The sequence below is a fragment of the Photobacterium profundum genome (genome assembly GCF_003026285.1).
Lineage (GTDB): Bacteria > Pseudomonadota > Gammaproteobacteria > Enterobacterales > Vibrionaceae > Photobacterium > Photobacterium profundum.
Genome location: NZ_PYOD01000001.1, coordinates 662181 through 676987, shown reverse-complemented (window position 1 = coordinate 676987; position 14807 = coordinate 662181). Strand labels below are relative to the sequence as shown.

The following is a 14807-nucleotide window of genomic DNA, read 5'->3' as shown; positions in this document are numbered from 1 at the left end:
ATTGTACCCATTAATAACTCTAGTGAATAGAATCATTTTGATTGGTTATATTACAAATTAGTATCAATACCCAATGTGATATTCATTACAAATTAAGACAATGATATAGGACAAAGACTGATTTTAGACATTAATAGATAATATTTTTTTATTTTCAACAGATTGTACTTTAAATGAATATATTTACCTTGCTACAAGCGGGATTGCTTGTAGGAGGAGGCGTGTTTATTGCTATGCTTTTTCTGTCATGGCGAAAAAACCGAGCGCACGAGGCGCAAACAAGAATTCTTCCTATTGCTTTTATTGGTGGCTTTGCCAATTTTTGCGACACATTAGGTGTTGGTAGTTTTGCTATAAAAACGGCAGGCTATAAACAATTTAAGCTTATTGATGATCAGCTGTTACCCGGCACGTTGAATTGCCAAGCAGTTTTAGCAACCGTTGTACAATCGTTGATCTTTTTAACGGCTGTCGATGTTGACCCAACGACCTTAGTGAGCCTTGTTATTGCTGCTTGTTTAGGTGCAACCTGGGGGGCTCGTTTAGTGTCTAGTTGGGATCGACAAGTCATTCGACTTGTAATGAGCATTGCTTTACTCATTGTTGCTGGGTTAATGCTTGCGGGGCAGTTAAAGCTGTTTCCTTTAGGTGGGATGAGCTTGGGGTTAACTGGCTGGAAGTTAGCCGTTGGTATTATTGGTAACTTCTTATTTGGTGCGCTAATGACTGTTGGCATTGGTTTATATGCACCATGTATGACAATGGTTTATTTACTGGGTATGCATCCGCTAGCGGCTTTCCCTATTATGATGTGTTCTTGTGCATTTTTGAGTTTTTTCTCTGCAGGCAGCTTTATTCGTATGAATCGAATTAATAGTCGTGCAGCGATTGTCGTGGCTATTACAGGGCCGATTGGTGTGGTTATTGCGGCGTATTTAGTGCAGTCGTTAGATATGCATGTGCTGGCTTGGTTAGTGACTGCAGTGGTACTTTATACTTCAGCGACGATGTATCGGTCATGGACAAAAGGTCGTACTAGTTTGCGTACTGAATCCTCTGCTGGTTAGCGTTAACTGATTCTAATATAAAATGAAAAAGGTACGTTTTGGCGTACCTTTTTTATTGGTTTATCGTTGAATACCAGATGTAGCCACACTATTGGTTTTTCTTGCTGAAATCACGGGTTTCAAGTTTACAGCCATCAGGAGTACACACTAAAACGGAACCATGATGATACCAATCACCTAAAACCGTACGGGTTGCGGCTTTTCCATTAACGTCAACATGGTGTACATCAGGACGATGAGTATGGCCATGGATCATGTCAACGACATTTTGTTCAGCCATCAGCCGTACGACTTCATTTGGCGTCACATCCATAATACTGGTCGTTTTTTCTTTATTATTCTTGCTGCTACCACTACGAATTTTATCACCAACCTTTTGGCGATACGTTAAAGGTAAACAGAAGAATAACCACTGAATGAAACGGTTATGTACTCTTTTTCGATAACGTAGATAATCTTCATCTTCAATGCAAAGTGTATCGCCATGAAGGATTAACGTGGGTGTACCGTAAAGGTCGATAACGGTGTGTTCAGGTAATAATGTCATGCCGGTTTCTTGGCAAAAACGCGATCCAATTAAAAAATCACGGTTACCATAAATGAAGTAGCAAGGTACGCCTGAATCTGTGAGCTGTTTGAATGCGTGCTTTATCTGTTGCAGGAAAGGGGAGTCATCGTCATCTCCAATCCACATTTCAAATAAATCGCCGAGTACATAGAGCGCATCGATGTTTCTTGCTTCTTGTTGCATGAAGTGAAGAAAACAATCGGTGATATCTGTACGTTCAGCACTGAGGTGCAAATCTGCAATAAAGAGAGTCGTCATAATAGAAAGAGGGTGAGCAAACGCTCACCCTAATCAAAGATTATTCTTCGATTGTTACGTCGTTGATTACAACGTCTTCAACTGGCACGTCTTGGTGAACGTAGCCGCTGTTACCAGTAGAAACAGCTTTGATCTTGTTTACAACGTCCATACCTTCAATAACTTCAGCAAATACACAGTAGCCCCAACCATCAGGCGTTGCTGATTTAAAGTCTAGGAATTTGTTGTCGTTAACGTTGATGAAAAACTGAGAGCTTGCAGAATGCGGTTCCATTGTACGTGCCATAGCAAGTGTACCCACTTTGTTGCTTAGGCCATTGCTTGCTTCGTTTTTGATTGTTTCACGTGTTTCTTTCTCAACCATACCAGCAGACATACCGCCGCCCTGGATCATGAAACCATCAATTACACGGTGGAAAAGCGTACCGTTGTAGAAACCGTCACGGCAATATTGTAGGAAGTTTGCACACGTTTCAGGCGCTTTTTCTGTGTTAAGTTGGATCTTGATGTCACCAAAAGTAGTGTGAAGCGTTACCATGAGATTGTCCTTTAATGGATTGTATATGCTTAGACTTTGAAGTCTAACTTACTAGTACCTATTCATACAAATTTTGATGTTTCAAATGGTGATAAAAATACAGTGAGTCATTGTGCTAGAAGCCAATAAATTCACACTGAAACTCGCATCTTGACGATGTTTGGGTATAATTACTTCTCTTATATCGACACCCATTAAATGAGTACGTACGAAGCATGTTGAAGATCTATAACTCACTGACAAAACAGAAAGAGGAATTCAAACCCATTCAGCCTGGTAAAGTAGGCATGTATGTCTGTGGGGTAACCATTTACGATTTATGTCACATTGGGCATGGTCGTACATTTGTGTCTTTCGATGTGGTTTCTCGTTACCTGCGATACTCTGGTTACGATTTAACGTTTGTTCGAAATATTACTGATATCGATGACAAAATTATCAAGCGTGCGGCTGAAAATGGCGAAAGCTGTGATTCTTTAACCGAACGTTTAATTGGTGAAATGCATAAAGACTTTGATGCTTTAGGCATGAAACGTCCAGATATTGAACCGCGTGCAACAGAATTCATCGCTGAAATTATTACCATGTGCGAGCGTTTGATTGAACGTGGCTTTGCATACGTGGCGAGTAACGGTGATGTTATGTTCGAAGTAAGCAAGTTTGAAGAATATGGTCGCCTATCTAGGCAAGACCTAGACCAGCTTCAAGCGGGTGCTCGTGTTGATATTGATATGGCTAAGCGTAGCCCTCTTGATTTCGTATTGTGGAAAATGTCTAAACCTGGTGAGCCTACTTGGGAATCACCTTGGGGGGCTGGTCGCCCGGGTTGGCACATTGAATGTTCAGCAATGAACTCTGCAATTCTAGGTGATCATTTCGATATTCATGGTGGCGGTTCAGATTTACAATTTCCACACCATGAAAATGAAATTGCACAATCATGCTGTGCAACGGGTTCGCAATATGTGAATACATGGATGCACAGTGGCATGGTAATGGTTGATCGTGAAAAGATGTCTAAATCTTTAGGTAACTTTTTCACTATTCGCGATGTACTCGGTCATTATGACGCAGAAAGTGTACGTTACTTCTTGATGTCGGGTCATTACCGTAGCCAATTGAACTACAGTGAAGAGAACCTGAAACAAGCACGCTCGGCACTAGAGCGTTTATACACATCATTACGTGGTTTGGATTTGACTGCGCAAGCAGAAGGCGGCGAAGAGTTTGTTACGCGCTTTACTGCATCAATGAATGATGACTTTAATACTCCTGAAGCGTACTCCGTATTATTTGATATGGTTCGTGAAATCAACCGTCTAAAGGCTGATGAAACAATCGCTGACAACATTGCACAAGCATCAGCATTAGGTGCACGTTTACGTGAGCTAGCTGATATTCTAGGTTTATTATCGCAAGACCCAGAAGCTTTCCTTCAAGGTGGCGCTGGCCAAGATGATGTGGCAGAAATTGAAAGTTTAATTCAACAACGTCTTGATGCTCGCGCAGCAAAAGATTGGGCTGCCGCCGATGCTGCTCGTGATAAGCTACTTGCTATGAAGATTATTCTAGAAGATGGTCCGCAAGGAACAACTTGGCGCCGTAAGTAATTACAGTACGTCAGCGATTACATATTGGGTAATCGCTGTGTAAGCAAAGAAATTGAAAACCGAAGCATTGGCTTCGGTTTTTTTATGTCATTTTTTTGTTTTTATTGTTGTTTTTGATAAACAGAAGATAAAAGCGAGCACAAATAAAACAGAGTAGAAAAGTATAGAAGCACTAATTTGCTTTAATTCATATTTTGATTATTGATCCGGTATCACCATTCGAAGAAGTAATGTTCGAATTCGAGCGAATCTGATCACAATTAGTATAATAAGTCGAAGCTAAATAGAGGGAAATCTTTATTATTCTTTCCGTGGTTTATCTTACTCATACTTGTTCCCCCCTTTTCATATTATGAAGGGTAAGTATTGATTATTAAGGAAAATAATAATGAAAAAGCTATGGCTTACCGCTGCGATTGGTAGCACCTTACTTATGTCTCCATTTTTTGCTCAATCAGCTTCTGAAACAGATAAAGTTGTTGTTGCCCACCGCGGTGCATCAGGATACCTACCAGAACACACCTTGGCTGCAAAGGCGATGGCGTATGCTATGAAGCCTGACTACATTGAACAAGATGTTGTTATGACAAAGGACGATAAACTTGTTGTGCTTCATGATCATTATCTTGACCGTGTCACTAATGTCGCGCAAAAGTTTCCAGATCGAGCACGTAACGATGGAAGATATTACGCGATAGACTTTACCCTTGCTGAGATTAAGCAGCTGAGCGTAACTGAAGGGTTCAATGTCGACAAAGAGGGCAAGCAGGTTCAAGGTTTCCCTGAACGCTACCCAATGTGGAAGTCAGACTTTAAAGTTCCTACGTTTGAAGAAGAAATTGAAATGATCCAAGGTTTGAACAAATCTTTGGGTTACGACATTGGTATTTACCCTGAAATTAAAGCGCCTTGGTTCCATCGTCATGAGGGCAAAGATATCAGTAAAGCGGTATTAAAAGTGCTGAAAGAGTATGGCTATACCGATAAAGACAGCAATGTGTACCTGCAAACTTTCGATTTTAATGAATTAAAACGTATTCATGAAGAATTGATGCCTGCAATGGGTATGGATCTGAAGTTGATACAATTAATGGCGTATACCGATTGGAATGAAACCATGGTGTATGATAACAAAGGCAATTCACAGCCTTACAGCTATGATTGGATGTTCAAAAAAGAAGGGATGAAGCAAGTTGCTAAGTATGCTGATGGTATCGGACCATGGAAACCAATGGTTGTATCAGATAAATCCTCTAAAGATAATATTCAATTAACAGGGTTGGTTAAAGCTGCCCATGCTGAAGGGATGAAAGTACATCCGTACACATTCCGCGCAGACCAAGGTAGAATTCCAACGTATGCCAATAACTTTGACGACATGTTAGATATTTTCTACAACACTGCCAATGTTGATGGTGTATTTACTGATTTTCCTGATAAAGCGGTAAATTATCTAGCTACTGAAAAGCAGTAAATAAATTGGTTTTGATAACCAGTGGGCGTTCGACCTAGGTAGCATTTAACGCATCAAGCTGAATATAAAAACAAAAAAGACAATATCGCAGCTGTGTTTTAGTAAACAGTAAGCGTATTGTCTTTTTTTATGTTACGGCTTTGTTGGCTGTCCTCTATTTAATTTTAGCTGCGAAATAAACTAGATTCACACAAGCATGTAACATTCATCTTATAAATGTTCCGGCAGTTTCGTCCCGCACTTTTTACAGTATTCCGCATCTGTTTCATGACCGCTGGTGGCACAGTTTGGACAGCGAATAAACTCGCGATGCGTTTTCATTTCTTGGCTGAGTTCAGCTGTTATGATGCCTGTAGGTACCGCAAGGATTGAATAACCTAATAGCATGGTAAGAGAAGCCAACGCTTTCCCCATAACGGTGTGGGGAATCATATCGCCATATCCTACGGTGGTTATGGTTACTATTGCCCAGTAGATACTCTGTGGAATGCTGGTGAAGCCGTTGTCGGGACCTTCGATAACAAACATTAACGAACCAAATACTGTCACTAGAATGAGTACTGAACTAAAAAAGACGAATATCTTACGTTGTGCTTGTCTTAAAGAACGCAGCAAGATGTTGGAATCTCTTAGATAACGCGCCAATTTAAGTATTCGGAATATTCGCAATACTCTTATAAGGCGAATAATCAGTAGGTAATTAGAACCGGGTATGAAAAAGGCAACATAGGCCGGAATAATAGCTAGTAAATCGATGATGCCGTAAAAACTACGAGCATAAGCAATCGGTTTAGGGGAGCAATACAATCGAGTAATATATTCAATTGTAAATAATAGAGTGAACAGCCATTCTGCATAAAATAACGTTTCAGGAAAGCGTGTTTCTACTACGGTGACTGACGATAAAATAAGTATGGCTTCAGAGCTTAATATCGCAATGATTAAGACTATATCGAAGATTTGACCAGCTCGTGTACTAGTGCCAAAAATGACTTGATAAATTTTTTGCCGTTGAGTAAATGCTGCCATGTTCGTTCTTCACTAAGCGTTAAACAAAAAATGATGCTTTATGACGAAATGCTATTGAGCATTAATGGTTAGGCATCAGTAAAAGGTGAGGTTTATTATAGTATACCTAAGTCACCTCAAAGTGCTGGATTCAGAGTAACTTGAGTATAAAATGAATAAGTTAGAATTCACCATACAAAAAGGGCTACGCTAATCGCAGCCCTTTTTTGAATTAATTTCAGACTATTCAGCGCCTGTATTGCACTAACTATTAACTTAAGCCTGGAAACAGTGCTCTTAAGCCTGTTGCTATAAATTCAATGCCTAAGGCCGCTAATATTAAACCCATAATACGGGTAATAACGTTGATGCCTGTTTGACCTAAGAATCGAACAATAATAGGTGCCGCTCTAAATAATAGCCAACAACAGAACGCAAACGCGATAATTGTAGCGGCAATACCAAGTGTATTAGGGATACCTGGGAAGCGAGAACCATATACGATCGTTGAACTAATCGCACCGGGACCAGCCATTAAAGGCATGGCAAGGGGGACGACACCAATCTGTTCTCTGCTAGCAGATTCTGATTTCTCTTGCTTGTTCTGTTTATCTTCACCGAGCTTACCACTCATCATTGAGAAGGCAATTGTGAGCAATAATAAGCCGCCAGCTACCCGAAAAGAATCGAGCGAAATGCTAAACATATCAAGTAGGAATTGACCTGCAAGTAGAGATACAGTCAGAATAATTGCAACAGCAATATTGGCTGTAAACGCGGTTTTATTTCTTTCTTCAGGGCCCATATGAGCCGTTAAAGTAACGAAAATCGGCATGATGCCTATAGGGTTTACCGCCGCAATTAAACCGACGAAAAATTGTAAAAAAATGGCGAATTCTAGTGACTGCATTGTTTGACCATCAGACAAACGTTAATAAAAAAGAAGCGTACTTCTTGCTCACGATTTGCATTTACATTCCCGATTCGTATTCATTAATTCTAATTTAATAACAGTTAATTGAAGGCACAAAATACAAGAACATAAAGGGAGAATGAGAAATGAATCATTATTGTCTAATGATGACTTATCCGAGTCCCTGCTAATCAGCGATACTCTAAGCGAAAGAAGATGAATCCACCAATTAAAAATTGTTATATCTAGCAATAAACATTCTAATGATTTTTCTGTTGTTAATAACCTGTAAATGTATAGAGTGGTGTATTACTCTAAGTGGGTAATACATGTGCTAGTAAGTATGAAACAAAGTTTAATCGATTAGCGACTAAAAATGTGATTATTGTCACAACTGATAACGTTTTTTACATCTTATGTAAAAAAATTACGTAATATTTCCGCATCTTTTAATGGTTTATTTTATTTCACTTACTTTAAACGTGGTTATAGGTCGTATATTTGGCTGTAAGTTGTTGATTAAGTCTCTTTGAGATCAAAAGTTGACAAAATTTACTCCTTTTGGATTACAAGTGATCTAAATCAAATTAATTCGGGGTGTGAAATTTTATAATCAGTTTTGAAAGCAATTTACTAAGTATGTGTGTTGCGGGATTGTTGAAACAATTAAGTTTCCATCCAGCCGCCTTAAAGGATTTAAGACGTATCCTTACTAAAGAATTTTCAATATTAAGTTAGGAGTTAACTATGCCTGTTACAAATATGGCTGAACTAGATGCAATGGTTGCCCGCGTAAAAGCTGCTCAACAAGAGTTTGCAACTTTCTCTCAAGAGCAAGTTGATAAAATCTTTCGTGCTGCTTCTCTAGCTGCGAACAACGCACGTATTCCTCTAGCTCAACAAGCTGTAGCTGAGTCTGGTATGGGTATTGTTGAAGATAAGGTTATCAAAAACCACTTCGCTTCAGAATTTATCTACAACAAATACAAAGACGAACCAACTTGCGGTATTTTGGAAGAGAACGAAGAGTTCGGTACCATGACTATCGCAGAACCAGTAGGTATAATTTGCGGTATCGTACCGACAACGAACCCAACATCTACTGCAATCTTCAAATCTCTTATCTCTCTTAAAACACGTAACGCGATCATTTTCTCGCCACACCCGCGTGCTAAAAACTCAACGAACGATGCAGCTAAATTAGTGCTTGATGCTGCTGTTGCTGCTGGTGCACCAAAAAACATCATTGGTTGGATTGACCAACCTTCAGTTGAACTTTCAAATGCATTGATGAAGCATGACGACATTAACCTTATTCTTGCGACTGGCGGTCCTGGTATGGTTAAAGCGGCTTACTCTTCAGGTAAACCAGCTATTGGTGTTGGTGCGGGTAACGTACCTGTAGTTATTGATGAAACTGCTGATATTAAGCGTGCTGTTGCATCAGTACTTATGTCTAAGACATTCGATAACGGTGTTGTATGTGCTTCTGAGCAAGCAGTTATCGTTATGGACGAAGTATACGACGAAGTGAAAGCACGTTTTGCTTCTCACAACGGTTATGTATTGTCTAAAGCTGAAGCTGATAAAGTTCGTAAAATCTTGCTTATCAACGGCAACCTAAACGCAGATATCGTTGGTCAGCCAGCAACTAAAATTGCTGAAATGGCGGGTGTTACCGTTCCTGCTGATACAAAAATCCTTATCGGTGAAGGCGTTGAAGTTAAGCACGAAGACGAATTCGCACACGAAAAACTATCTCCAACGTTAGGTATGTTCCGCGCAACTTCTTTTGAAAATGCGGTAGAGCAAGCTTGTACTATGGTTGATATCGGCGGTATCGGTCACACATCTGGTCTATATACTAACCAAGATGTAAACAAAGAGCGTATCAAGTACTTCGGCGACAAGATGAAGACTGCTCGTATTCTTGTAAATATCCCGACGACTCACGGTGGTATCGGTGACCTTTACAACTTTAACGTAGCACCTTCTCTAACTCTTGGTTGTGGTTCATGGGGTGGTAACTCTATCTCTGAGAACGTAGGTCCTAAGCACCTTATCAACAAGAAAACTGTAGCGAAGCGAGCTGAGAACATGTTGTGGCATAAACTACCTAAGTCAATTTATTTCCGTCGTGGTAGCCTTCCAATCGCATTGAGCGATCTAGAAGACAAGAAACGTGCATTCCTAGTAACAGACCGTTTCCTATTCAACAATGGCTACGCTGACGAAGTAGTATCACTGCTTAAAGCACAAGGCATTGAAGTTCACACTTTCTTCGATGTTGAAGCGGATCCAACGCTGTCTATCGTTGAGAAAGGCGCTGAAGCAATGAAGAGCTTCCAGCCTGACGTAATCATTGCGCTTGGTGGTGGTTCTCCGATGGATGCTGCGAAGATCATGTGGGTTATGTACGAGCACCCAGAAACTCACTTTGAAGAACTAGCAATGCGCTTTATGGATATCCGTAAGCGTATTTACAAGTTCCCTAAAATGGGTAAAAAAGCTGAACTAGTATGTATCACTACTACATCTGGTACGGGTTCTGAAGTTACACCTTTCGCTGTTGTTACAGACGATAAGACAGGTGCTAAGTACCCACTAGCTGATTACGAATTAACACCTCAAATGGCTATCGTTGACGCGAACTTAGTAATGAACATGCCTAAGTCGCTAACAGCATTTGGTGGTTACGATGCAGTAACTCACGCACTAGAAGCTTACGTTTCTGTTCTTGCGAACGAATACTCAGATGGTCAAGCTCTACAAGCGCTTAAAATGCTTAAAGAATACTTACCATCAAGCTACGCAAATGGTGCAGCTGACCCAATCGCTCGTGAGAAAGTGCACAATGCTGCAACTATCGCTGGTATTGCGTTTGCAAATGCATTCCTAGGTGTGTGTCACTCAATGGCTCACAAAGTGGGTGCAGAATTCCACGTACCACATGGCTTAGCTAACGCATTGTTGATTTCGAATACTGTACGTTACAACGCGAACGATAACCCAACGAAGCAAACTGCATTCTCTCAGTACGCAAGCCCACAAGCTCGTCGCCGTTATGCTGAAGTTGCTGACCACTTAGGTCTATCACAAGCTGGTGACCGTACTGCTCAGAAGATTGAACGTCTACTAACATGGTTAGAAGAACTGAAAATTGCACTAGATATCCCGCTATCAATCCAAGCTGCTGGTGTTCCAGAAGCTGACTTCCTAGCGAAACTAGACCAACTATCAGTTGAAGCGTTCGATGACCAATGTACTGGTGCTAACCCACGTTACCCTCTTATCTGCGAGCTGAAAGAAGTACTAACGTCTGCTTACTACGGTACTCCGTATATTGAAGGTGAAACTTTCGAAGGTACGACTGTCATTAAGAAGTCTGAGCCAGTAGTCGTTGCTGAAAAAGTAGAAAAAGTGAAAGCAAAGAAAGAAGCAGCTAAAGCTTAATTCTTAAATCGCTAATCATGATTATTAAACCCGCCAATTTGGCGGGTTTTTTTATGGGAGTTTGTTTTTATTTCTGAGAATAAATACTCATTATTTTTCTTATCAATATCAACAATAAACAAGGTGGGGTTATCCCACTTCGGCTTCGATCATTCTTCCATTAAAATAGTCATTTGCCACAATATACTCAGCACTTCTTACTATTTCGTATTGAAGGTGTTGGTTTAATAGGTTACTTTGCGGACTACTTTCTTCGTGGCTGAAGCACATTGGCACAACGCCACCAACCCGAATATTAAATTCAGCAAGTTCTAATGCCCAACTCTGCGTTAAACCTGAAATCATCGCTTTTGAACCAGAGGCGGTGGTGGTTTGACTATTAAATTGATGAGCTGCAAGGTTAATAATTAGACCTTTGCGATTATTTTTTCGCATGTAGTTAGCAGCTTGTTTGCCAAAAATGAAAAATGTTGTCGCTCCTTTTGTCATTGAGCGGCAGAATTTATCAACAGCCCCATCACTAAATAAGCTTGGAAGATCTTCACCTAACCAATAATTGACGAGTATATCGATTGCCCCAAAATGATTATGTACATCATTTATGGCATGCATAATGGTGTTTTCATCTTTACTTATTAGTAAAAATTGCTCGCAGGAACCACCAATTGCAAGGCAAGCCTCATAGGTTTTTTTTAGCGAGGATGGATTCGTATCAAGTAAAGCAAGTTGTGCCCCTAGGGAGGCAAAGTGCATTGAAATTGCTTTTCCCATCGGACTGCCTGCTGCGGTTATTAAAATAACTGAGTTTGCAATATCCATTCCCACCATCCAACTTATAAATTACTAACGTTATTTGAATATATTGACGCCTTTTCAATTGGTTGAATGTGAAAAGACACGCATATAATGAGACTCTGTTAATAAATGTTAGTAAAGTGTGAAGATGCTTCCTTTGAGAGGTATCAAAGCTATGATGACTGTCACGAAATAAATATTTATCTAACGAATGCAGGAAGAGTAGGTAGCATTATGCTGAATGATACATCTCTGCATAGCGCTTTGATTGTATCAATGATAAATACAAATCTTGAGGGGATGCTTGAATGGTTGCATCTTCCGTTGGTGGTAACTTACGGCGTTCGTGACCAGAGAGGTTGTGGTATAACTCTTCGGGCATACCTTTTGTACCTAGTGGGGGAAAAGTCAGTGCTGTTGGCTTTAATTCATGAAGAAACTGCGAACTAGTTAACCCTCCTTTATGAAAAGCATCTGCTTGAGCGGCAGCATGGTCATAACAATGCTTAGTACTTGTTAGGGGTTGTGGTTCGGGTAGTTCAAAATATGCGCGTAAATCAGCTTCTGTTTGCTCAGATGCTGGTGTTGGGTCTACGGGGGTCTTCTCTAGATGATCCGGTGATAGAAATGCCAGCATTAACGCAAAATCAGCACGGCGACCACCTTCAACCGCATGGTTGAGTTGGGTACCAAGCTGCACTTCGTTAATTAACTGTGCTTTATCTAAAGTATGGACTTGCATCGTTATAAAGAGATTCCTTGTTTAAGGTACCTCTTTATCGGTTTGTAAAAGCATAACTTTAGTCTAAATATGCTTTATTTATGAAATGATTCAGCCATATTTATTTCTAGTGTATTAATAGCTACATGCATACGACGTAACGCTTCGGTAAGTGTTTCATGGGTACAGCCAAAGTTTAACCGTACAAATTTGGGGTTACCAAAATCTGACCCTGGAGAAAGGCCAACACCTGCCTGCTCAAAAAATTTAAAAGGGCTTGTAACAGGTAAGGCAGAAGCATCAATCCATGCTAAATAGGTGGCTTCAATGTGCTGCATCGTTAAATAAGGCATGCTGTCGATGGCAGCTGTTAATGTGGTACGGTTTTGCCGTAAGTAGGCAAGTTGTTGCTCTAACCATGGCTGTCCGCTTTCATAAGCGGCTTGTGCTGCTGTATAGGCGAGTACATTAACATCGGGTACTATTCCCGCTCGTACTTGCTTGAATTTATGGCGCAGAGCAGAATTTGGAATGATAGCCATTGATGCCCCAAGGCCTGCAATATTGAAGGTTTTGCTGGGTGCTACTAACGTGACAGACCGTTGCTCGGCGCTTTTATTCAAACTTGCAAACGGTATGTGTTTTACATCCGTATCTAGAATTAAGTCGCAATGAATTTCATCGGAACATACATATAAGTCATTTTCTTCAGCGAACATTAATATTTGTTCTAATTCGTCACGACGATATACCGTTCCACCAGGATTTAATGGATTACAGAATAAGAGAAGCTTGGACTTTGGGTTGGTTTCTATTTGTGTAAAGTCGATTAACCAGCGTTTATCTTGCAATGTGACTGGTGCGTATGAAGCAGTACGTTGCGCAAGTTTAATAGATGATACAAATGGAGGATAAATAGGCTTTGGCGTAATCACACTTTGATGCGCGTCTGTTAATGAACGCACTGCGAGATTAAGGCCGCATACTAGACCAGGTAAGAATACAATCCACTTTGGTTGAATATCCCAGTTGTATAACGTTTTCATGCGCTCAACGAGTAACTCCGTTAAGCGAGTAGGGGGCTTACCATAGCCAAAAACACCATGATTAATATGCTCTTGCAATGCGTCTGTTATTTCTTTTGGTACTCGAAAATCACTGTCAGCGATCCACATAGGTAAGACATCTGCATTCTGATACTTATCCCACTTTATACTATTACTGTGTGTGCGATCGACATGCGAGTCAAATAACGTGTTAGATATAGTTGCTGACATAGTGAATTCCATTTGTTTTGAAAGCTAGATGAATAGTTTGTTGAAAGATCAACAGAGCAATATTATTCGCACAATTTTGAGATATAAAAAAGCCCCAGATAGTCTCTGAGGCTTAAATATTACTCTTAACCTGAAATCAGGTTATCTTGTTTGATTAGAATGTTGGTTTAGTGCCAAACTGATCTGCGGCATAAGCAACACGTTCTTCTGGTGGTGGCATTTTAGCCGTCGTACCTAAATGCTCAATATGCTGTAGGCGAGGTAGTAAACCGCAGCCATTAGCAATTTGAATGGCCAAACCTGGTCGTGCATTTAGTTCTAATACCATAGGACCTTTGCTTTTATCCAGTACCATATCAGTACCCAAATAGCCTAACCCTGTCATTTCCCAAGCACTGGCTGCAAGTGTTAATAACTTACTCCAATTAGGTACCGCCAATTCGCTTAGCAATCGGTCGGTATCTGGGTGGTGTTCAATTGGTTGATTAAATTGCACTGCACGTACCGCTTTGCCTGTCGCAATATCGATACCGACTCCAACAGCACCTTGGTGTAAGTTTGCTTTACCATCTGATGCCGCGGTCGAACAACGCATCATCGCCATTACAGGGTAGCCCTTAAATACGATGACACGTACATCAGGCACACCTTCAAAACTGAAACCATCGAAAACATTATCAAATTGAATCAGGTTTTCAATCATCGCTACGTCATTCTTACCACCCAGAGAGAACAACCCTGCAAGGGTATTGGTAACGTGACGCTCAACATCTTGTCTATTGATCTGTGCACCAGATGGCTTAGTATAAATACCATCTTTATGATTAATAATAACAAGAATGCCTTTACCCCCAGAACCTTGCGCAGGTTTGATAACAAAGCCAGGCCAGTTTTTAACCATGTCGTGGACACGTTTTACGAAAACTTGGCTATCAATGACGCCAATCAGATCGGGTACTGTTGCACCGGCTTCTTGAGCGATAATTTTCGTTTTTAACTTATCATCGACTAACGGATAAAGCGTTCGATCGTTATAGCGACCAATATAGCTATGATTCCGTTTATTCATTCCCATAATGCCGCGATCCCGCAGCTTAAACGGTGAGGTGAACTGTGACAATATAG

At 40.5% G+C, this 14807-nt stretch carries 12 protein-coding genes; 4 read left to right on the top strand and 8 right to left on the bottom strand.

What is annotated here, in order from left to right; translation table 11 throughout:
* Positions 1-173: 173 nt before the first annotated feature.
* Positions 174-1067, top strand: coding sequence for a sulfite exporter TauE/SafE family protein (locus C9J48_RS02910; RefSeq protein ID WP_036803317.1), 894 nt, complete (start codon positions 174-176; stop codon positions 1065-1067).
* An 88-nt stretch (positions 1068-1155) separates the two neighbouring features.
* On the opposite strand, the gene lpxH is transcribed toward C9J48_RS02910, so the two are convergent.
* On the bottom strand, positions 1156-1893 hold the full coding sequence (lpxH, locus tag C9J48_RS02905; RefSeq protein ID WP_006231163.1) for a UDP-2,3-diacylglucosamine diphosphatase: 738 nt from the start codon (positions 1891-1893) through the stop codon (positions 1156-1158).
* 40 nt (positions 1894-1933) lie between these two features.
* Positions 1934-2431, bottom strand: coding sequence for a peptidylprolyl isomerase (locus tag C9J48_RS02900; protein ID WP_006231164.1), 498 nt, complete (start codon positions 2429-2431; stop codon positions 1934-1936).
* Positions 2432-2646: 215 nt separating this feature from the next.
* On the opposite strand from C9J48_RS02900, the gene cysS reads away from it, so the two are divergent.
* A complete protein-coding gene (cysS, locus tag C9J48_RS02895) occupies positions 2647-4041 on the top strand; it encodes a cysteine--tRNA ligase (protein ID WP_006231165.1) in 1395 nt (464 codons plus the stop codon).
* A 388-nt stretch (positions 4042-4429) separates the two neighbouring features.
* The gene (glpQ, locus tag C9J48_RS02890) at positions 4430-5515 is read left to right on the top strand and encodes a glycerophosphodiester phosphodiesterase (RefSeq protein ID WP_006231166.1); all 1086 of its coding nucleotides are present in this window, start codon (positions 4430-4432) and stop codon (positions 5513-5515) included.
* A 210-nt stretch (positions 5516-5725) separates the two neighbouring features.
* Here glpQ and C9J48_RS02885 read toward each other — a convergent pair whose 3' ends face one another.
* Positions 5726-6544 (bottom strand): ion transporter, encoded by an 819-nt coding sequence (locus C9J48_RS02885; protein WP_006231167.1) that lies wholly within the window; start codon positions 6542-6544, stop codon positions 5726-5728.
* 250 nt (positions 6545-6794) lie between these two features.
* Positions 6795-7433: a YchE family NAAT transporter gene (locus C9J48_RS02880; RefSeq protein ID WP_006231168.1), complete on the bottom strand. Its 639-nt coding sequence runs from the start codon at positions 7431-7433 to the stop codon at positions 6795-6797.
* Positions 7434-8183: 750 nt separating this feature from the next.
* Between C9J48_RS02880 and adhE the strand changes: the two genes are divergently transcribed.
* Positions 8184-10889: a bifunctional acetaldehyde-CoA/alcohol dehydrogenase gene (gene adhE / locus C9J48_RS02875; protein WP_006231169.1), complete on the top strand. Its 2706-nt coding sequence runs from the start codon at positions 8184-8186 to the stop codon at positions 10887-10889.
* A 129-nt stretch (positions 10890-11018) separates the two neighbouring features.
* Here adhE and C9J48_RS02870 read toward each other — a convergent pair whose 3' ends face one another.
* The 4 genes from C9J48_RS02870 to C9J48_RS02855 form a co-directional block, all read right to left on the bottom strand.
* The gene (locus tag C9J48_RS02870; RefSeq protein ID WP_242610837.1) at positions 11019-11708 is read right to left on the bottom strand and encodes an SDR family oxidoreductase; all 690 of its coding nucleotides are present in this window, start codon (positions 11706-11708) and stop codon (positions 11019-11021) included.
* 208 nt (positions 11709-11916) lie between these two features.
* A complete protein-coding gene (locus tag C9J48_RS02865; protein ID WP_006231171.1) occupies positions 11917-12426 on the bottom strand; it encodes a VC2046/SO_2500 family protein in 510 nt (169 codons plus the stop codon).
* 74 nt (positions 12427-12500) lie between these two features.
* Entirely contained in the window at positions 12501-13682 is a 1182-nt protein-coding gene (locus tag C9J48_RS02860; RefSeq protein WP_006231172.1) for a MalY/PatB family protein, read from the bottom strand.
* Positions 13683-13836: 154 nt separating this feature from the next.
* Complete coding sequence (locus tag C9J48_RS02855) at positions 13837-14805, bottom strand: alpha-L-glutamate ligase-like protein (protein WP_373456036.1); 969 nt, start codon at positions 14803-14805, stop codon at positions 13837-13839.
* Between the last annotated feature and the right edge of the window lie 2 nt (positions 14806-14807).

Coding starts and splice junctions, on each gene's coding strand:
- lpxH (WP_006231163.1), bottom strand. CDS start 1,893: ATGACGACTCTCTTTATTGCAGATTTGCACCTCAGTGCTGAACGTACA.
- C9J48_RS02870 (WP_242610837.1), bottom strand. CDS start 11,708: ATGGATATTGCAAACTCAGTTATTTTAATAACCGCAGCAGGCAGTCCG.
- C9J48_RS02860 (WP_006231172.1), bottom strand. CDS start 13,682: ATGTCAGCAACTATATCTAACACGTTATTTGACTCGCATGTCGATCGC.
- C9J48_RS02880 (WP_006231168.1), bottom strand. CDS start 7,433: ATGCAGTCACTAGAATTCGCCATTTTTTTACAATTTTTCGTCGGTTTA.
- C9J48_RS02910 (WP_036803317.1), top strand. CDS start 174: ATGAATATATTTACCTTGCTACAAGCGGGATTGCTTGTAGGAGGAGGC.
- C9J48_RS02885 (WP_006231167.1), bottom strand. CDS start 6,544: ATGGCAGCATTTACTCAACGGCAAAAAATTTATCAAGTCATTTTTGGC.
- cysS (WP_006231165.1), top strand. CDS start 2,647: ATGTTGAAGATCTATAACTCACTGACAAAACAGAAAGAGGAATTCAAA.
- adhE (WP_006231169.1), top strand. CDS start 8,184: ATGCCTGTTACAAATATGGCTGAACTAGATGCAATGGTTGCCCGCGTA.
- C9J48_RS02900 (WP_006231164.1), bottom strand. CDS start 2,431: ATGGTAACGCTTCACACTACTTTTGGTGACATCAAGATCCAACTTAAC.
- glpQ (WP_006231166.1), top strand. CDS start 4,430: ATGAAAAAGCTATGGCTTACCGCTGCGATTGGTAGCACCTTACTTATG.
- C9J48_RS02865 (WP_006231171.1), bottom strand. CDS start 12,426: ATGCAAGTCCATACTTTAGATAAAGCACAGTTAATTAACGAAGTGCAG.